This is a genomic window from Arthrobacter sp. TJ-238, assembly GCF_058269215.1.
In genome coordinates this window covers 515,913-535,447 of sequence record NZ_JBZCNH010000002.1, presented here as the reverse complement: position 1 = coordinate 535,447, position 19,535 = coordinate 515,913, and the positions used below count along the sequence as shown (strand labels likewise).

At 72.1% G+C, this 19,535-nt stretch carries 13 protein-coding genes; 5 read left to right on the top strand and 8 right to left on the bottom strand.

The window, feature by feature from the left end; translation table 11 throughout:
• Window positions 1-179: 179 nt before the first annotated feature.
• The 4 genes from AC4D2O_RS05800 to AC4D2O_RS05785 form a co-directional block, all read right to left on the bottom strand.
• Window positions 180-2,000 carry an ABC-F family ATP-binding cassette domain-containing protein gene (locus AC4D2O_RS05800; RefSeq protein ID WP_490905723.1) on the bottom strand — a complete coding sequence of 607 codons (1,821 nt, stop codon included), beginning with the start codon at window positions 1,998-2,000 and terminating at the stop codon, window positions 180-182.
• A gap of 36 nt (window positions 2,001-2,036) precedes the next feature.
• Window positions 2,037-2,972, bottom strand: a complete 936-nt coding sequence (locus AC4D2O_RS05795; protein WP_490905721.1) for a 4-(cytidine 5'-diphospho)-2-C-methyl-D-erythritol kinase — start codon at window positions 2,970-2,972, stop codon at window positions 2,037-2,039.
• A gap of 34 nt (window positions 2,973-3,006) precedes the next feature.
• A complete protein-coding gene (gene rsmA / locus AC4D2O_RS05790) occupies window positions 3,007-3,903 on the bottom strand; it encodes a 16S rRNA (adenine(1518)-N(6)/adenine(1519)-N(6))-dimethyltransferase RsmA (RefSeq protein ID WP_490905720.1) in 897 nt (298 codons plus the stop codon).
• Between the two features lie 434 nt (window positions 3,904-4,337).
• Complete coding sequence (locus tag AC4D2O_RS05785; RefSeq protein ID WP_490905719.1) at window positions 4,338-5,303, bottom strand: TatD family hydrolase; 966 nt, start codon at window positions 5,301-5,303, stop codon at window positions 4,338-4,340.
• 180 nt (window positions 5,304-5,483) lie between these two features.
• Between AC4D2O_RS05785 and AC4D2O_RS05780 the strand changes: the two genes are divergently transcribed.
• The 3 genes from AC4D2O_RS05780 to AC4D2O_RS05770 are packed head-to-tail and all read left to right on the top strand — an operon-like array spanning window position 5,484 to window position 10,442.
• The gene (locus AC4D2O_RS05780) at window positions 5,484-6,509 is read left to right on the top strand and encodes an AAA family ATPase (RefSeq protein ID WP_490905718.1); all 1,026 of its coding nucleotides are present in this window, start codon (window positions 5,484-5,486) and stop codon (window positions 6,507-6,509) included.
• A gap of 19 nt (window positions 6,510-6,528) precedes the next feature.
• The gene (locus AC4D2O_RS05775; protein ID WP_490905717.1) at window positions 6,529-8,031 is read left to right on the top strand and encodes a DUF58 domain-containing protein; all 1,503 of its coding nucleotides are present in this window, start codon (window positions 6,529-6,531) and stop codon (window positions 8,029-8,031) included.
• Window positions 8,028-10,442, top strand: coding sequence for a transglutaminase TgpA family protein (locus AC4D2O_RS05770; RefSeq protein ID WP_490905716.1), 2,415 nt, complete (start codon window positions 8,028-8,030; stop codon window positions 10,440-10,442). The genes AC4D2O_RS05775 and AC4D2O_RS05770 overlap by 4 nt, the downstream gene beginning before the upstream one ends.
• Before the next feature lie 125 nt (window positions 10,443-10,567).
• Here the strand turns inward: AC4D2O_RS05770 and AC4D2O_RS05765 are convergent, their stop codons facing one another.
• Window positions 10,568-12,049 carry an NAD-dependent succinate-semialdehyde dehydrogenase gene (locus tag AC4D2O_RS05765; RefSeq protein ID WP_490905715.1) on the bottom strand — a complete coding sequence of 494 codons (1,482 nt, stop codon included), beginning with the start codon at window positions 12,047-12,049 and terminating at the stop codon, window positions 10,568-10,570.
• A gap of 203 nt (window positions 12,050-12,252) precedes the next feature.
• A complete protein-coding gene (rsmI, locus tag AC4D2O_RS05760) occupies window positions 12,253-13,074 on the bottom strand; it encodes a 16S rRNA (cytidine(1402)-2'-O)-methyltransferase (RefSeq protein WP_490905873.1) in 822 nt (273 codons plus the stop codon).
• Between the two features lie 322 nt (window positions 13,075-13,396).
• Between rsmI and AC4D2O_RS05755 the strand changes: the two genes are divergently transcribed.
• Window positions 13,397-15,022, top strand: coding sequence for a dolichyl-phosphate-mannose--protein mannosyltransferase (locus tag AC4D2O_RS05755; protein ID WP_490905714.1), 1,626 nt, complete (start codon window positions 13,397-13,399; stop codon window positions 15,020-15,022).
• A 37-nt stretch (window positions 15,023-15,059) separates the two neighbouring features.
• Complete coding sequence (locus tag AC4D2O_RS05750) at window positions 15,060-16,919, top strand: AMP-dependent synthetase/ligase (protein ID WP_490905871.1); 1,860 nt, start codon at window positions 15,060-15,062, stop codon at window positions 16,917-16,919.
• 38 nt (window positions 16,920-16,957) lie between these two features.
• Here AC4D2O_RS05750 and AC4D2O_RS05745 read toward each other — a convergent pair whose 3' ends face one another.
• A complete protein-coding gene (locus AC4D2O_RS05745) occupies window positions 16,958-18,367 on the bottom strand; it encodes a TIGR01906 family membrane protein (RefSeq protein ID WP_490905869.1) in 1,410 nt (469 codons plus the stop codon).
• 133 nt (window positions 18,368-18,500) lie between these two features.
• On the bottom strand, window positions 18,501-19,493 hold the full coding sequence (locus AC4D2O_RS05740) for a stage II sporulation protein M (protein ID WP_490905713.1): 993 nt from the start codon (window positions 19,491-19,493) through the stop codon (window positions 18,501-18,503).
• Window positions 19,494-19,535: the final 42 nt, after the last annotated feature.

Here is a 19,535-nt window from a genome sequence, read left to right as displayed (position 1 = left end):
CCGGCGCGGTGGGACGGGCGTGCGGGAGCGTTCGCGGCACTGTTCGGACCCCTTTGGGGGCCGGGGCCCGGAGGGTGGGTCCGACAGCTCTCCGGAGCCCGTTGTCGAGCATCCTCGGCGTGGCGCCTGTGAGCTTAAACATGCTTGACACGCGCAGGAAACGCGAGGAAAAGCAGAATTTACTCCCCGAGCACCTCGGCGGCTTCCATCCACTGCGTCTCGAGGTCCTCGATCTCCGTCTGCAGCTCCTGCAGGCGCACATTGAGGCCCGCGATGTGCTCGAAGTCCGCGTCGGCCCTGGCGCCGGCATCGTTCATCTGCTGCTGGACCTTGCCCTTCTGGGCATCCACCTTGCTGATCTGCCGTTCGATGCGGGCGAGGTCCTTGCGCGCCTGCCGCAGCTCGCCCTCGGAGGAGCCGCCCGTGGAACCGCCGCTGATCGCCGGGGACGCCGCGCTGCCGGTCGCCGTCATGGGCCCCGCGGCGTTGCGCAGCTCGAGGTACTGGTCCACGCCGCCGGGCAGGTCCCGGAGCCTGCCGTCGCCCAGAAGCGCCATCTGGCTGTCGGTCACCCGCTCGAGCAGGTAGCGGTCGTGCGAGACGACCACGAGCGTGCCCGGCCAGCCGTCGAGCACGTCCTCGATGGCGGACAGGGTGTCGGTGTCGAGGTCGTTGGTGGGCTCGTCGAGCATCAGGACGTTCGGCTCGCCGACCAGCAGGCGGAGCAGCTGGAGCCGTCGGCGCTCACCGCCGGAGAGCTCGCTGACGCGCGTCCACTGCTTCTCGTTGGTGAAGCCCAGCTGCTCCACCAGCTGGCTGGCCGAGACCTCCTTGCCGCCGACCGCGAAGACCCGCTTCTCGGACTCGATGACCTCGATGACCCGGCTGTCGCGGACGTCGTCGAGCTCACGGACCTCCTGGGACAGCACGGCGGTCTGGACGGTCTTGCCCTTCTTGACCTTGCCGGCATCCGGCTGGAGCTCGCCGTTGAGCAGGCGCAGCAGCGTGGTCTTGCCGGAGCCGTTGACCCCCACGAGGCCGAGGCGCTGGCCCGGCGCGAGCCGGAGCGTGATCCCGTCGAACAGCTGCCGGTCCGAGCCCTCGCCGTCGTCGATCCTCAGGCTGACGTCCTCGAGGTCGAGGACGTCCTTGCCGAGACGCGACATGGCCATCTTGCTGAGCGCGAGGGAGTCCCGTGGCTCGGGGACGTCGGCGATCAGCTCGTTCGCGGCCTCGATGCGGAACTTCGGCTTGGCCGTGCGGGCGGGGGCGCCGCGCCGCAGCCAGGCCAGCTCCTTCTTGACGAGCTGCACGCGCTTGGACTCGACGACGGCGTTCATGCGGTCGCGCTCGGCGCGGGCGAGGACATAGGCGGCGTACCCGCCGTCGAAGTCCTCCACCATGGCGTCGTGCACCTCCCACGTGTGGTTGCAGACCTCGTCGAGGAACCAGCGGTCGTGGGTGACCACCAGCATCCCGCCCTCGGTCGCACGCCAGCGCTGCTGCAGGTGGCGGGCGAGCCACGCGACGCCCTCGACGTCGAGGTGGTTGGTGGGCTCGTCGAGCATGATGACGTCGTCGTCGCCGATGAGGAGCTTGGCCAGGGCCACACGCCGCTTCTGCCCGCCGGAGAGGGAGGACACCTTCGCGTGCCAGTCCACCTCGGAGACGAGCCCGCCCATGACGTCGCGGATCTTCGGGTTGGACGCCCACTCGTGGTCGGCCTGGTCGCCCACGATGGCGCTCCCCACCTCGAGGTCACCGTCGAGCACGTCCGACTGGTCGAGGTACCCCACGGTGACGTCGCGCCGCTTCGTCACGCGGCCCGAGTCGGGCGTGCTCCGCTGCGCGAGGAGGCGCATGAGCGTTGACTTGCCGTCGCCGTTGCGGCCCACCACGCCGATGCGGTCACCGTCCTCGAGGCCGAGGGAGACGTTGTCGAGGATGGTGCGGGTGACGTAGGCGACGCTGAGGTTTTCCGCGCCGAGGAGGTGTGCCAAGGAGATGCTGCTTTCGGTTGGAGCTGGAGTGTCCGGTCAGGCGGCGATGCGGGCCCCGTGTGCCGGGCCGCGGACGGACGACGCCTGCAGCCCCTCCGTGCCGAGGAGGGACTCGAGTTCGGCCGCGTGGCCCGAGCTCGAGGTGAGGAAGGCGATCGTGGGACCGGACCCGGAGATGATCCCGGCCAGCGCGCCCGCCACCTTGCCCGCCTCAAGGATATCGCCCAGTGCGGGGGCGAGTTCCAGCGAGGCCTGCTGCAGGTCGTTGTGCAGCAGCGGGGCGAGGCCCTGGGCATCGCCGGCGCGCATGGCACCGAGGATGGCCGGGTCGATCTGCGGCTGCGGGTCCGGTTCCACGCCGTCGCGCAGGCGGATCTCGTCGAGACGGCGGTAGACCTCGGGGGTGGAGAGACCGTAGTCGGAGGTGACGAGGACCCAGTGCAGGGGTGTCTTCGAGATGGCGGGGGTCAGCTGGTCGCCCACCCCGAGTCCGACGGCGGTGCCCCCGACGAGCGCGAAGGGCACGTCCGCGCCGAGGTCCACGGCGATCTTCGCCAGTTCGTCCCGGGAGAAGCCGCTGCCCCACAGGGCGTCGCAGGCCAGCAGGGCCGCTGCGGCGTCGGCCGATCCGCCGCCCATGCCGCCGGAGATGGGCACGCGCTTGGTGATGTCCAGGTGCACGCCGGTGCGGCCCGGGCTGACCTCCGCGAGGAGCTCGGCGGCCCGGACTGCAAGGTTGGTGCGGTCCAGCGGGATGGAGTCGTGCGGGAGGTTCAGGGTGCCCTGGCCGTTGACGGTCACGGTGATGGCGTCCCCGGGCGCGAGCGTGGCAGTGACCTCCTCGTAGAGGGACACGGCGAGGAACACGCTGGCGATCCCGTGGTACCCGTCCTCGCGCGGCGGGCCCACCTTGAGGGAGACGTTGATCTTCCCGGGTGCCCGGACGCGGACGGAGCGTGTGCCGGCGCGCATGTCGACTGTTCTGCCCGGGACCATACCCACCAACCTAGCCCACCGGCCGCGCCGGCGCCGGGGCGTCCCGCCGGGCCTCGGCGATGCGGGCGAAGGCTGCGATGTCGAGCACCTCGCCCCGCGCCGTGGGATCGACGCCCGCGTCCCGGAGGGCCTGCTCCGCGAGGACGGGGCTGCCCGCCCAGCCCGCGAGCGCCGCGCGCAGGGTCTTCCGGCGCTGCGCGAACGCGGCATCGATGACGGCGAACACCTGCTCACGCGTGGCGGTCGTGGCCGGAGGTTCCCGGCGCGTGAAGCGGACGAGGCCGGAGGCGATCTTCGGGGCTGGCCAGAAGACGTTCATGCCCACCACACCGGCCTTGGTCATGCTCGAGTACCAGGCGGCCTTCACGGACGGGACGCCGTAGGTCTTCGAGCCGGGAGGGGCGGCGAGACGGTCCGCCACCTCGTCCTGCACCATGACGAGCCCGTGCCGCAGGGAGGGGAAACGCTCGAGGAGGTTGAGGACCACGGGCACGGCGACGTTGTAGGGCAGGTTGGCAACGAGGGCGGTGGGCGGGTGAGGCAGGTCCGTCACGCGCAGCGCGTCCTCGAGGACGACGTCGAGGGCGGCGGTGCGCTCGGGCCGCCACTGCGCGACGGTGGCCGGCAGCCTCCCGGCGAGCACCGGGTCGATCTCCACGGCGACCACGCGCTCGGCGGCGTCGAGCAGGCCGAGCGTGAGGGACCCGAGGCCGGGGCCGACCTCGAGGACGGTCTCGTCAGCGCCGAGGTTCGCCGCGGCGACGATCCTGCGGATGGTGTTGCCGTCGATCACGAAGTTCTGCCCGAGGGTCTTGGTGGGCCGGATGTCGACGTCGGCCGCGAGGCGCCGGATGTCGGCGGCGCCTAGGAGGGGTGCGGGCGTGCCGGCGGCGGGGGGCGTAGTCACCCTGCCATGGTATCCGCCGCGCCGCGACGGGCAGGTGGCACTCCATGTGCTGCACGTGCGTCGAGGGGCGGATCGGGAGTCGGCGACGCCTGGTGGGAGCCCTGGTCTCAGGAGGGCCCCGGCGCCGCCGACCCGATCAGGGCAGCTCCCTGCTGGGAAGGAAAGCTGCCGGTCGCACCGCCGTCTTCCGGTCTCACGAGAAGGACGGTACGGGGAGGGCTACCGGCTTCGGCGCGATGACTCGTCGGCAGTGCCTCTCCTTGAAGAACAGTACGGAGGAAGAAAGGCACGGGCACGGGTGCTCCCTACCCGAATCCGGTCGACCGGTACTCGCACTCCGGTCCGGAGCTACGTGTGATCGGGGACACGCTCCTTGCAGCACAGCGGGGGGCCGGTTCCGGCCCCGTACGGAGCCTGGTCCTGCGACCACCGGATCAGTTCCACGCGCCGTAGACGGCCTCCGTGTTCGCCGTCAGCCGGGCGCACAGGGCGTCGAGGTCGGTGTCCAGGACCCCCGCCATGGCGCGCACGGTATAGGGGACCAAGTAGGCGGCATTGGGCCTGCCGCGGAAGGGGTGCGGTGTGAGGAAGGGTGCGTCCGTCTCGGTGAGCACGAGGGCGGGATCGGCGACGAGCAGGGCCTCGCGCAGGTTCTCGGCGTTGCGGAACGTCACGGTCCCGGCGAAGGACATGTACCACCCGTGCTCGTTGCAGATACGGGCCAGGCCTGCGTCGCCCGAGAAGCAGTGCAGCACCACGCGGTCGGGGGCACCGTCGGCCAGGAGGGTGGCCACCACGTCGTCGTGCGCGTCCCGGTCGTGAATCTGCAGCGCCTTGCCGAGCCGCTTCGCGATGTCGATGTGGCGGCGGAAGGAGGCGAGCTGGCTCCCCCGGCCGCCCTCCCCTGTGCGGAAGTAGTCGAGCCCCGTCTCCCCGAGCGCCCGGATACGGGGACCCGCGGCGAGGCGTTCGATCTCCTCGAGGGCGTCGTCGAGCGTCCCGGCCCCGGCGAGCAGCGGAGCATCGTTGGGGTGCAGCGCCACGGCGCCGAGCAGCCGGTGGTCCTGCTCCACGACCTCGGCCGTGAAGCGCGACGACGCGAGGTCGGTGCCCACCTGGACCGCGCCCCGCACCCCCGCCGCCTCGGCCGCGTCCAGGGCGTCCCCGATGGACACCGCCGGGCCCTCCCGGAAGTCGAAGTGCGTGTGGTTGTCGATCACGGGAACGGCCAGCGGCTCCGGCAGGGGCGGGTACCCGCCCTTGCGCCGTCGTCGGGCCGCCTCCGCACCACCGTCCCCTTCGATGTCCCCTTTCCCGGTGCTGGCTTCCGGCTCCCGGTAGGCCGGCGGGGTCTCCCCCACAGCGTAGGGATGGCGGACCGATGCGGCACTGTTACACATGGTGCAAGCCTATCGACGGCACGGAACTTATCTGCCGGCGATCAAGTTGACCTAGTAATCTGTTGAATCAGCCAGGCCGTCCTGCCCCGTGCCGGAGAGGCCGTGGCCGTTTCCTGCGTGTCGCCTGCACGGCCGCCCGGCCGACGCCTGCTCCCGCAGCCGCACGCATGGAAGGTACCCATGGACGTCCAGCACAACATCGCCGAGGCCGCAGCGGAACCGCGAAGGGCGGCACCAGCGGACCCGGACGTCCCCGGCGCCCGTTTCCACGACATCAGTTCGCGCATCCTCGGCTCGATCAACACGGTGATCGACGGCAAGCCCGAGGCCGCGCGCCTCGCCCTCACCGTCCTGCTGGCCCAGGGCCACCTGCTCCTCGAGGACGTACCGGGCGTCGGCAAGACGCTGCTCGCGAAGACCCTCGCCCGGACCATCGACTGCACCGTGAACCGCATTCAGTTCACCCCGGACCTGCTGCCGTCCGACGTCACCGGGGTCTCCATCTTCAGCCAGGAAACCCGGCGCTTCGAGTTCCGGCCCGGACCGGTCTTCGCGAACATCGTCATCGGCGACGAGATCAACAGGGCCTCGGCCAAGACGCAGTCCTCCCTCCTCGAGTGCATGGAGGAGCACCAGGTCACCGTGGACGGCACCACGCACGCGCTCGGCGACCCCTTCATGGTGGTCGCCACGCAGAACCCCATCGAGATGGAGGGCACCTACCCCCTGCCCGAGGCGCAGCGCGACCGCTTCATGGCCCGGATCTCCCTGGGTTACCCGGATTCCCGTGCCGAGGTGGACATGCTCGAGACGCACCAGTCCGTGTCCCCGCTCGAGGGGATCCGGCCCGTGGCGAGCGTGTCGGACATCGCCGCCATGATGCGCGAGGTGCGCGGCGTCTACGTCTCGCCCGCCGTCAAGGAGTACACCGTCGCCGTCGGGCACGCCACGCGCCAGCACCCGCGGCTGCGGCTCGGCGCGAGCCCCCGGTCCCTGCTGCAGCTGCTCCGTGCGGCGAAGGCGGGCTCGGCGCTCGAGGGCCGCGACTTCGTGCTGCCCGACGACGTCGCCGCCGTCGCCGACGCGGTGCTCGCGCACCGGCTCCTGCTGGACCGGAAGGCCACGAGTGCGGGTGAGACGGCGTCGAGCATCGTGCAGGACATCCTGTCGCGGGTCCCGGTGTCGCGCGGGATTCAGCGGCGATGACGGCCCGGGCGGGCACCTGATGGCCCTTCTCGACAGGCTCCCCTCGCGCGTCCTGACGGTACGCGGATGGGGCTTCGTCCTCACCGCGGTCGTCGCACTCCTGTCCGCGCAGGTGCTCGGCCGCCGTGACCTGCTGTACGTGGGGATCCTGCTCGCGGCCCTGCCCGTCACCTCGATCGTCGTCCTGAGGCTCGTCAAGCCCCGCTTCACGGTGGGTCGCCGGTTCCAGCCGCAGTCCATGGAGATCGGCTCGACGACGACCGTCACGCTCTCCCTCACGGCCTCCGCGGCGGGAGGCGCGAGCATCGCGATGGAGGAGCAGCTGCCCGCGCGCTTCGGGCAGGCACCGCAGTTCACCTACCCCTCGCGCAACCCGACGCCGGACGGCACGTCCCTCTACGAGTACCGGCTCCGCTCCACCTCGCGGGGCGTCTACTTCATCGGTCCCGTCACCGCCGAGTTCACCGACCCGTTCGGTCTCGCGAAGTCGCGGCACGTCCTCGGCGGCTCGGACGGGCTCGTGGTCACCCCCGCCCCGCTCGAGCTGCTCGCCTCCACCCTGTCGGGCTCGCGCGGCAACGACGGCCTGGCCGCGACGCACCGCCAGGCGAACCCGAGCGACGACGACGTCATGACGCGCGAGTACCGGCACGGCGACTCCATGCGACGCGTCCACTGGGCGGCGACCGCCCGGCACAGCGAACTCATGGTGCGGCAGGAGGAGTCCGTGACCACGCCGCAGGCCACCCTGCTGATGGACCAGCGGCACGCGAGCTTCAGCGGCGGGTTCACGGCCGCCTTCGCGGGCGACGCCGCCGGCAACGGGCTCTCCACCTCGCCCACGTTCGAGTGGGCGGTCACGGCGGTCATGTCCGTGAGCGCCCACCTGCTGGAGCGCAACTACGCCCTGCGGTTCCTCGACCACCAGGGCGCGCCGGCGCTGCTGCACTCCCCGTCGGCGCCGTTCCCGACCGACGAGGAACACCACGGCCAGGGCGCCGTCAACGGCATCGCCGAGGGCCTCGCGGCGCTCGAACTCGGACCCGAGGGCGGGCGCCGCGCCCACCCCGAGGAGGCGCCCGGCGTGTCGGCGCGCACGGGCGACGCGGTGCGCGGCGCCGCACGCCGGCTCCGCCGCGCGGCCACGGACGGCCCCCAGCACACGCCGCACGCCGCGTTCGGGGACGATCTGCTGGACAAGCTCGCGGCCACCCGCCACCGCGGCCCGCTGATCGCCGTCCTCGGTACCATCACCGGCGAGGAGGCGCGGGCCCTCGGGTCCGCCGCGGACTACGGCTCCGCGGCCTACGCCCTGATCGTGACGGAGCGGCCCGCCGATGCCCGGCGGCAGCTCGACATCCTCCGCGACGCAGGATGGCAGGCCACGGCAGCCTCGCCCGCCGCCCACCTGCCCACCGTCTGGGCCGGCCTCGGGAGCGCCGGCGCCACACCCGCCGGCGCCCTTCCGACCTCTTCCCCCGGGCCCGTCCGCACCCCACGACACACTCCAGGATCGGCATGACCACGACACTCTCCCGCCCCGCACCCGCCCCGGCCACCGGGTCCCCGGCGGCCCGGCACGCGCCCTCCGCCGACCCCTGGCACTGGTCCGTCACCGGCGCGTCGCTGCTCGCCGTCCTCGCTGCCGCCACCGGCCTCAACGGCGTCCTCGAACCCTGGACGTGGCTGCTGCCCGTCCTCGGCACACTCGTCCCGGTGCTCCTGGCCATGACGCTGACCCGGACGCTGCGCCTGAACGGCGTCCTCACGGCCCTCGTGGGTCTGCTCGCCCTGATCGGGGCCCTGACCGCGCAGTTCGTCCCGCGGCAGAGCATCCTCGGCATCGTACCCGGGCCCGGCACCTCGCTCGAGCTCCGGCGTCTCCTCGCGCAGGCCGAGGAGACGGTCGTCTCGCAGGTGGCCCCCGTGCTGCCGGGTGCCGGCATCGTCCTGATCGTGTGCGCGGCGCTGGGGCTCGTGGCCATCATCGTGGACATCCTCTCCACGACCATGCGCATGCCCGCGGCGAGCGGACTCGGGCTCTTCACGATCCTGATCACCCCGGCCGTCGTGAAGCCCAACGGGGTGGGGATGGCTGCCTTCATCGCCACGGCGCTGGCGTTCCTGCTGCTCCTCGCCGTGGCGCAGTGGCGCGAGAACCGCCTGGCGTCCGGTGGGGCCAGGGCCTCATCGGGCTTCGCCGGGCGCAGCGCCATCATCGGCTCGGCGGCCCTCGCCGTGACCGTGATCCTGCCGATGTTCGTGCCCGGCTTCAACTCCGGCGCCTTCCCGCAGGGCGCCCGCCTCAACGTGTGGAGCAACGCGACCGGCCTGAACCCGGCCGTGACGCTCGGCAACGACCTCCGCAATCCCACGGGCTTCGGCCGGATCGCGTACTCCACCAACTCCGACGTCCCCCTGTACCTGCGGGCCGTCACACTGGAGAACTTCGACGGCCGCCGCTGGGAACCCGACCAGAGGCTCGACGGCCGCGAGGACGGCGTCGCCGAGATCGGCGGCGAGGACGGCGCCCCCGCACCGGCGCCCGCCGGTTCCACCGTCTTCACGCGCGTCACGACGCAGAGCTACGCGAGCCCCTGGCTGCTCTCGCCCTACGCCCCGGTGGGCATCACCAACCTCACGGGCAACTGGTCGTGGGACCCGGCGAACCTGTCCGTCCTCGCGACCGACGGCGGATCCACCGCGCGCCAGGACTACCTCGTGCAGAGCAGGGCCGCCGAGCTCACACGGGAAGGGCTCGGGGCCATCGGACCGTCGGACGACGACGACGTCCCGGAGGTCTTCACGCAGCTCCCGCAGGACACACCGGAGGTGGTCCGCACCCGGACCAGCGAGGTCGCGGACGAGTTCGTGAACCCCTACGACAAGGCCATCGCCATCCAGAACTATCTTCGCGGCCCCGACTTCACCTACTCGGTGGAGGCACCGGTGGACGGCGGGTACGACGGCAGCGGCATGGAGGTCATGGCGCGGTTCCTCGACGCGAAGTCCGGGTACTGCGTCCACTACGCCGGCACGATGGCCGTCATGGCCCGGGCTGCGGGCATCCCCAGCCGCGTGGCCATCGGCTACACGCCCGGCAGCCCCACGGGCGACACCACGGAGGGCCCCGGCGGCACGGAACTGCGCGAGTTCGTCGTCGACTCCCGCAACGCCCACGCCTGGCCCGAGCTGTACTTCGAGGGTGTGGGGTGGGTGCAGTTCGAACCGACGCCCTCACGCGGCGTGGTCCCCACCTACGCCCAGCAGTCCTCCACCCCGGTGGGGCCGCGTGCGGACGACACCGACGAACTGAACCCCGGCGCCCGCACCGACCCGGACGACCAGACGTCGTCGTCGGCCGAGCCCTCGGGCTCAGCCGACGAGTCCGGTACCGGGCCGCAGGAGGAGGCCACGCCGGCCGCCGGAGCGCTCGCCCTGGGGAGCATCGGGCTGCTGGCGCTCCTGCCGCTGCTGCTCCGGACATCGAGGACCCGGTCCCGGCGCCGCGCCGTGACGGTCGGCGAGGTCTCGCCGGGCGCGGCAGGGGCGGCGACCGCCGCCTGGGCCGAGACGACGGAGATCGCCGGCGACTACGGCTACCGGCTCGAACCCACCGACACCCCCCGCACCTTCGTCGGTCGCCTCACCAAGGACGCCGGGCTGGCAGGCGAACCCGTCGCCTCGCTCGGCAGGCTGCAGTCGGCCTACGAGTACGAGGAGTACGCCGACCACGACCCCGCAGCCACCGCGGGCGGCGCGGGAGCTCCTGCCGTGGCGACGCTCGCACGGCCCGTGGCCGTGCCCCGCTGGGACGACGTCGACACCGTGACGCGTGCGCTCCGGCGCGGCAGTTCGTGGGGTCGGCGGGTCAGGGCGCGCCTGTTCCCGCAGTCGCTGCTCAACAGGTTCCGGAGCGGCATCCGACGCTGACCGGCCTCGAACCGCCGGGCACGCGCAGGGACACCGAAGGCAGGGACACCGAAAGCAGGGACACCGAAGGCCGGCACCCGATCGGGTGCCGGCCTTCGCTGTGCTGCCTCGGCTGCCTAGGCTGCCTAGGAGGCGTACGGATCGGCGATGCCGACGTACTGCGTGTACAGGTACTCCTCGATGCCTTCCGCGCCGCCCTCACGGCCGAGGCCGGACTGCTTGACCCCGCCGAAGGGTGCGGCCGCGTTGGACACCACGCCCGCATTGAGGCCCATCATGCCGGTGTCGAGCCGCTCGCCGATGCGGAGCCCGCGATTGAGGTCGCGGGTGAAGACGTACGCCACGAGGCCGTACTCGGTGTCGTTGGCCAGGTCCACGGCCTCGTCCTCGGTGTCGAACGTGATGATCGGGGCCACCGGGCCGAAGATCTCCTCCTGCATGATTCGTGCGGTCCGAGGGACGCCCGTCAGGACGGTGGCCTGGTAGAAGTAGCCGTCCCCCGTCACGGGGGCCCCTCCGGTGACGGTCTGCGCGCCGTCGCCGACGGCGGACGTCACGAGCTCGTGCACCTTGTCGCGGCTCTTCCGGTCGATCAGGGGGCCGAGCTTGGACCCGTCCTCGGTGCCGCGGGCCGGCGTCATGCCCTTCATGCGCTCCGCGAGCGCCGCGGCGAAGCGGTCGGCCACGGAGGCGTGCACGATGAACCGGTTGGCGGCCGTGCAGGCCTCCCCCATGTTGCGCAGCTTCGCGAGCATCGCGCCCTCCACGGCGGCCTCGAGGTCGGCGTCCTCGAAGACGATGAACGGGGCGTTGCCGCCGAGTTCCATGCTGGTCCTCAGCACGTTCTTGGATGCCGCGGCCAGGAGGCTGCGACCCACGGGCGTGGAGCCCGTGAAGGAGAGCTTGCGCAGGCGTGGGTCCTCGATGAGCGGCCCGGTGACGTCGCCCGCCGTCGTCGTGTTGACGATGTTGAGGACGCCGGCCGGCAGGCCCGCCTCCTGCAGGACGGTCGCGAACAGCGAGGACGTCAGGGGCGTGAGATTCGCGGGCTTGAGCACCATGGTGCAGCCCGCGGCGATCGCGGGGGCGATCTTGCGGGTGGCCATGGCCAACGGGAAGTTCCACGGCGTGATGAGCAGGCACGGGCCCACGGGCTTCTTGCTGACGAGCAGGCGGGACTTCCCGTCGGGGGACGTGGAGTAGCGGCCCGACGCGCGCACCGACTCCTCCGAGAACCACCGCAGGAACTCGGCACCGTACGTGACCTCGCCGCGCGCCTCCGCGAGCGGCTTGCCCATCTCGAGCGTCATGAGGAGTGCGAACTCGTCGGCGCGGGCGGTGACCAGGTCGAAGGCCCGCCGCAGGATCTCGCCCCGCTCGCGCGGGGCCGTCCGCGCCCAGTCGGCCTGCGCGGCGACCGCGGCGTCCAGTGCGGCAATGCCGTCCTCGGGAGTGGCGTCGGCGAGCGTCCGCAGGGTGCGGCCGGTCGCGGGGTCCTCGACGTCGAACGTGGCACCGGAGGACGACGCCCGCCATCGCCCGCCGATGAAGAGCCCGGTGGGCACCTTGTCGAGTACTGCCTTCTCCTGATCGGCGGTGACGGCCATCTTGAGCTCCTTCGCGAAGATACTGCGGGTTCGGTAACGGGGTGCGGTACTGGGGTTCGGGACCGGCTCGCCGGTCGCCCCGCGCGGGGGCATCCCGCTCACGCTAGACCCGGCGGAGAAGGGGTGTCCAGTGAAGGCTGCACTCCGGAAGTGCTCGCGCATTGGGCGACTGCACAGGCCGGTCGCGGCTCGTCGCCGGTGGTTCAGCGCGCGGCGATCACCGCGGCGTACAGCTCCCGCTTACTGACCCGGCTCTCCGCGGCCACGGCCGCCACGGCGTCCTTGAGCCGCATCCCGCCGGCGATCAGGGCATTGACGTCGACCACGTGGTCCTCCGGGCGGGACGGCGCGGACTCCGGCGCACCGCCGACGACGACGGCGATCTCGCCCCGGACCTCACCCTCCTGGGCCCACTGGAGGAGTTCGAGCAGCGTGCCGCGGATGACCTGCTCGTACACCTTCGTGAGCTCCCGCGCCACGGCGGCGGGCCGCTCGGAGCCGAAGGTCTGCTGCAGCGAGCGCAGCATCGCTTCGAGGCGGTGGGGGGCCTCGAAGAACACCATGGTGCGTCGCTCCGCCGCGAGGTCGATCAGGCGCGCCGTCCTGAGGCCCGACTTCCGCGGCAGGAACCCCTCGAAGCAGAACCGGTCGGTGGGGAGACCGGACAGCGCGAGCGCCGCGAGGACGGCCGAGGCGCCCGGCACCGCCGTCAGGTCGATCCCCTCCGCGACCGCCGCCTCCACCAGGCGGTAGCCCGGGTCCGACACCGACGGCATGCCGGCGTCGGTCACCATGAGCAGGGTGGCGCCCTCCCGCACCAGGTCCAGGAGTTCGGGCGTCCGTTCGGTCTCGTTGTGCTCGTGGTAGCTGATCACGCGGCCCGCGACGGTCACACCGAGCGCCTGCACGAGCCGGTGCAGGCGGCGCGTGTCCTCGGCCGCGATGACGTCCGCGGTCCGGAGCAGGCCGATCAGCCGCTCGGTCGCATCGCCCATGTTGCCGATCGGCGTCGCCGCCAGGACGATCCGCCCCCGGCCGCTGCCGTCACCCGCGGTGCCGCGATAGGCCGTCCCGGGGACGCGGGCGTCCGGCTCGCCGAGCCCGGTATCGACGTCCGGCTCGCCGAGCCCGGTATGGGCGTCCGCAGCCGCGGGATCGCCGGGTCCGTCGTCGTTCCAGTCCCTGTCCTCCCGGGAGGTGTCACTGCTCGTGTCAGGGGTCGCGGCGTTGCGTGGCTGGTTCACCGGACCAGCCTAGCCGCCCCGGCCGCCGCGGTCCGGAGCCCGTGGACCCCTGCGCCCGCCCGGCGTGCCGGGCGGGCGCAGGGACCGCCGGTAGCATGACAGGGTGAGCCACACCGCCGTCCAGCCCCGACCGGCCAGTCCGCAGCCGGGCGGTTCCTGGATCGTCGCTCCGCTGCGCGCCTACACGCGCGCCGACCTCACCGCCCGGCTCCTCGGCGCCGCTGCTCCCGGCGGAGCGCTCCGCTGGATCCTGCCGCTCGCCATGGCGGTGCTCGGGGGGATCCTGCGCTTCGTGCGGCTCGACGAGCCCGGGTCGCTCGTGTTCGACGAGACGTACTACGTCAAGGACGCCTACTCGATGCTGCAGTCGGGCTACGAGCGCGAGTGGCCCGAGAACGCCAACGACTCCTTCAACGCGGGCAACCCCGGCGTGCTCCTCGACTCCCCCGACTACGTGGTGCATCCGCCGGTCGGCAAGTGGATGATCGCCGTCGGCATGCTGCTGTTCGGCTCCGACAACGCCTTCGGCTGGCGCTTCTCTGCGGCGGCGATCGGCACGCTCTCGGTCCTCCTGCTCGCGCTCGTGGCCCAGCGCATGTTCGGGTCCGCCCTGCTCGGCGCCGCCGCGGGTCTGCTGCTCGCCATCGACGGACACCACCTCGTGGAATCGCGGACGTCGCTGCTCGACATCTTCCTCAGCTTCTGGCTGCTCGCGGCCTTCGCGGCCCTGCTCCTCGACCGCGACGACGGCAGGCGCCGGCTGGCGCTGCGGCTCTCCGCGAAGGCGGGCGACGACGGCGTCCCTCAGCCTTCCCGCCTGGCCTACGGGCCCTTCCTAGGGTTCCGCGCCTGGCGCCTCGTGGCGGGGATCTGCCTCGGCCTCGCCCTCGGGACCAAGTGGTCGGCCCTCCCGTTCATCGCCGCGTTCGGCCTGCTCACGCTCGCCTGGGACCTCAGCGCACGCCGCATCGCGGGGGTGCACCACTGGTTCCGTGCCGGCGTGCTGAAGGACGGTCCTCTCGCGTTCGCCTGCATCGTCCCCGTGGCCCTGCTGACCTACCTGGCCACCTGGACGGGCTGGTTCCTCTCCACGGACGCCTACGACCGCACCTGGGCGGAGCGCAACCCGTCCGAGCAGTGGGGCTGGCTCCCGGACGGGCTGCGCTCGCTGGCCGAGTACCACCGGAGTGCGTTCTCCTTCCACCAGGGGCTCGGCACCGACCACCCGTACGAGGCGAGTGCCTGGACGTGGCTGGTCATGGGACGGCCGACGTCGTTCTTCTACGAGAAGCCCTCGGGCTGCGGTGCGGAGGCCTGCTCGCAGGCCGTGACGGTGCTCGGGAACCCGCTCATCTGGTGGGGTGCGGCGCTGTCCCTGCTCGTACTGCTGTTCTACTGGGTGGGCCGCCGCGACTGGCGTGCCGCGGCCATCCTGACCGGCGTCGCCGCGGGCTACCTGCCGTGGTTCCTGTACCCGGAGCGCACCACCTTCTATTTCTACGCCGTGTCCTTCGAACCGTTCCTCGTGCTGGCCCTCGTGTACTGCCTGGGCCTCGTGCTCGGTGGACCGGACGCGGACGGGGCCCGCCGTCGGCGGGGTATCGTGCTGGTGGGGGTGTACCTGGCGGCCGCCGTCGCGCTGTCCGCCTATTTCCTGCCTATCTGGACGGCCGAGGTCATCCCGTACGACCAGTGGCGCATGCGCATGTGGCTGCGGAGCTGGATCTAGGGCGAGGCCCCACCCACTGGAACGAAAGCGAGCAATGGTGCGCGAAGCCATCACGGAACTCCTGGTCGACCTCCCGGCGACCGACAACACCACGGACCTCCTCCTGCGGACCCACGACGCCGACCCCGGGCGTGCCCTGTACGCGCTGCGGTCCCAGGGGCAGTGGCGGGACGTCTCGGCGGCGGAGTTCCTGCAGCAGGTGCGCGGCGTGGCCAGGGGCCTGATGGCGCTCGGCGTGCGGCCCGGCGACAGCATCGCCGTCATGTCGAAGACGCGGTACGAGTGGACGCTCGCCGACGTCGCGATCTGGTTCGCCGGCGCGGTGACGGTGCCCATCTACGAGACCTCCTCCGCCCACCAGGTGGCGTGGATCCTCGAGGACGCCCGGCCCACCGTCGTCTTCGTGGAGGACGAGGGAAAGGCCGGGATCGTGCTCGACGCCGCCGGTCGGTCGGGCCGCGCGGACACGACCACGGTGGTGTACCTGACCGGTGAGGCCGGCGGCACCTCCGGGTCCCCTGGTGCCGGGACGACGCTCCCCGCCCTCATCGATGGCGGGGCCGGGGTGACCGACGCGGCACTCGAGGCGGCCCGGAGCTCGCGCGGCCTCGCCGACCCGGCGTCCATCGTCTACACCTCGGGCACCACGGGCCGGCCGAAGGGCTGCGTCATCACCCACGGCAACTTCGCGCTGTTCGCCGTGAACACCCTGGAGTTCCTGCCCGAGTTCCTGAAGCAGGAGAACGCGCGCACGCTCATGTTCCTCCCCCTCGCGCACGTGCTGGCGCGGGCCGTGCAGGTGGTCTGCTTCACCGGCGGCATCAAGCTCGCGCATTCCGGGTCCGCGGCGCAGTTGCTCGAGGACCTGACGACGTTCCGGCCCACGTTCCTCCTCGCCGTGCCCCGCATCTTCGAGAAGATCCACGCGTCGGCCGGGCAGAGGGCCGCCGAGGCCGGCAAGGGACGCCTGTTCGCGGCGGCCGAACGGACCGCCGTCGCCTACTCCCGGGCCGTGGATGCCCGCGGGCGCGGCGGTCGCGGACCCTCCCCCGTGCTGCGGACGTCGCACGCCCTGTTCGACCGCCTCGTCTACCCCCGGCTGCGCGGCGTCTTCGGCGGCGAGGCGACCTACACCGTGTCCGGCGCCAGCCCGCTCAGCGAGCACCTCACCCACTTCTTCCGTGGCGCGGGCATCCTGGTGCAGGAAGGCTACGGCCTGACCGAGAGCACCGCCCCCTGCACCGTGAACACCGTGCCGCTCACGCGCGTCGGGTCCGTGGGCATCCCGATGCCCGGCATGAGCGTCCGGCTCGACGACGACGGCGAGGTCCAGGTGAAGGGGTCGGCCATCTTCGCGGGGTACCACCACAACGACGAGGCGACCGCTGCGGCGTTCACCGACGACGGGTACTTCCGCACGGGCGACCTCGGGTCCCTCGACGAGGACGGCTTCCTGACCATCACGGGCCGCAAGAAGGACCTGCTCGTGACGTCCGGCGGCAAGAACGTGGCGCCGGGTCCGCTCGAGGAGAAGCTCCGGGAGAACCCGCTCGTGGCGCAGGCCGTCGTGGTCGGCGAGGGCAGGCCGTTCATCGGCGCGCTCATCAGCCTGGACCGCGAGGCGCTGGAGCCGTGGGCTGCGGCGCGCGGGAAACAGGGCCTGACGGCCGACGACGCCGCCCGCGACCCTGAGGTCCTGGCCGAACTGCAGACCGCCGTCGACGCCGCGAACGCGACCGTCTCGCAGGCCGAGCAGATCCGGCGCTTCACGGTGCTGGACGTCGAGTTCACCGTGGAGTCCGGGCACCTGACCGCGACGCTGAAGCTGAAGCGCGCCGCCGTCGTCGCCGACCACGCGGCCGCGCTGGCGGAGCTGTACGGAGCCGTGAAGCGCTAGACCCGCCGCGCCCGCCGCGGCGGCCCGGACGGGAGGGGTCAGGAAGCGTCCAGCGCCTCACGGTAGCGGGCCTGGGCTGCATCCTGGGCCAGCATGGAACGCTCCCGGCGGGCCTTCGTGGGCCACGTGAGGATCAGCGTGAGGAGCGTCGCGCCGAGCACCAGCACGGCGATGGTGATGGCCGAGTCCGTCCAGAACTGCTCGGGGAACAGCCGGATCAGGGTGTCGTCCACCCGGAACGTCCAGGTCCCGTCCGCGAAGAACAGGGCATGGACCTGCGTGAAGAAGGTCTGCCAGGCCAGCACCGCGAGCACCGTCAGGGCGGCGATGCCCACGAGGGTCAGGACCGCTCCGGCGAACAGCGCCCGCCGGATGCCGCCCTTGTAGCGCCGTGCGAGGTAGGCGCAGGCGAGCAGCGACAGCACGAAGAGCACCAGGGCGATGAAGAAGGACAGGCCCAGCACGCCCTTCACGTCCGCCATGTGCCCGACCTCCGACTCGAGGAACAGCGGCTCGCCCTCCGGCGTCACCAGTCCTCCAAGGTATCGCGGGGGCGCGAGGTTCACGACGTAGTCGAGTGCGTAGGACCCGTAGGTCATGCGGTCGTCCAGGGAGAAGCCGAACTGGTCGGCGGGGAAACCGGGCCGGTGGTACTCCAGCCAGAGGAACGACGACGTCGCCACCGCTCGGACGGCCGCTGCGACCACGATGACGGGGAAGAACAGCGCGACGACGACCTGGAGGAAGCGCGCGAGGACGGGCTTGGCGGCCACGGCCTGGTCGCGCACGGCAGCACGCCGCGCGGCGTCCTTGTCGGGGGGCCGGATCGAGAGCGACGCCGTGTCGGTGGAGGGTTCCCGCGAGCCGGAGCCGGACGACGCGTGGCTCCCGCTGCCGACCGCAGCCACGGCGGCGGGCGCCGGGTCGCCCGCGGCCACATCGGCGTCCGGGCTCTCCGAGGAACGATCGGGGACCGCCGCGTGCGCCGTATCGGCGGCGTCGGTCGTCGTCGCCCGGGAAGCACCGGTCGGCTCGGCGGACGGTGTGTCAGGAGAAGAGGTCGTGGCAGCGGCGTCATCCTCACCGGACGCGGACCCAGGGGACGTGGCCTCGCCGGACGCGGCTTCACGGGACGCGGCCTCACGGGACGCATCACCGCGGGAGGCATCGACGGACCCGGCATCAGCGGTGGCGTCGTCGTCGACCGGATCGGCAGGCGACCCGGCGGGATGCGACCCGGCGGAGGAGCGGCGGGACTCCACGGCGTCGTCGTCCGCGATGCCCGACAGGTCGGGCATCGTGCCGGCCTTCCGCCGTGGCAGGTCATGGCGCTGGGCGATGCCCGTCACTCCCTGGTCGTCCGGGGCCGCACTGTCGGTCCGCGCGGCGGCCGACGGGTCGTGTTCCGGGTCCCGTGCGCCGGGAGGGGTCGAACGGGTGCTGTCCATCTGTGCCACTGCGTCTCCTCGATCGGTGCCCGCCGGCGCTACGTCCGACGTCCATCGACACTACCGGGCATTCGTGCGACCCGACGGGAGACTCCCCGCGCAGCAGCAGGGAGCCGGCCGCCGTCGTCGGCGGTCAGGCGGTGATGACGGCCTCGCCGCGGTCGACGGCGCCGAGGTCCCCGCGGTGCCCGGCCGCGAACGCCCGCCGTCCGAGGACGAGGGTGTAGGTCCAGTAGGCCGCCAGCACCAGGATGCCGATGGTCAGGCGGAGCCACGGCGGCAGTCCGCTCGGCGTCACGAAGCCCTCCACGAGCCCGGAGACGAGCAGCACCAGCACCAGGCCGAGCGCCACCGTGATCAGCGACCGCCCCTCCTCCGCGAGGGCCACGGACCGCAGCCTGCGCCCCGGAGCCGCCCACGCCCAGAAGATGCGCAGCCCGGCGGCCGTGGCGACGAAGATCGCGGTCAGCTCCATGAAGCCGTGCGGGAGGATGTAGAGGAAGAACACGTCGAGCCGGTCGTAGGCCGCCATGGTGCCCGCGGCCATGCCGACGCCCTGCGCGTTCTGGTACAGGATGAAGGCGGGCCAGATGCCGGTGACCCCGAAGGCGACGGCCTGCAGCGAGATCCAGGCGTTGTTGGTCCACACCAGCCCGGCGAAGGACGCAGCGGGGTTCTCGGAGTAGTAGTCGGTGAAGTCCTCCTCAACGTACTGGCGCAGCGCCTCGTCCGAGCCGAGCGCCCCGATGACACCCGGCGTCGTAGCCACCCAGACCGCGTACAGCGCGGCGACCACGAGGAAGGCCGTACCGACCACGACCGTGAGCCACCGGATGCGGTAGAAGGCGGCGGGCAGCGACGCCACGAAGAACTGCGCCACGTCCTCCATGAAGTGGGACCGCGCACCCGTGAAGCGGGTCCGCGCGCGGGACAGGCGCGTGGACAGCGACCCGGAGAGGGCACTCTCCGGGTCGACGGAGCGGATGATGGACAGGTGGGTGGACACGCGCTGATAGAGCACCAGCAGTTCGTCCGCCTCCTCGCCGCTGAGGCTGCGCCGGCCGACGAGCTCGTCCAGTCGTTGCCAGTCGCTGCGGTGCACGGCGATGAATGCGTCCACGTCCATGAGCCCACCCTATAGTTCCGGCGCGGAACCATGGGCTGCGCC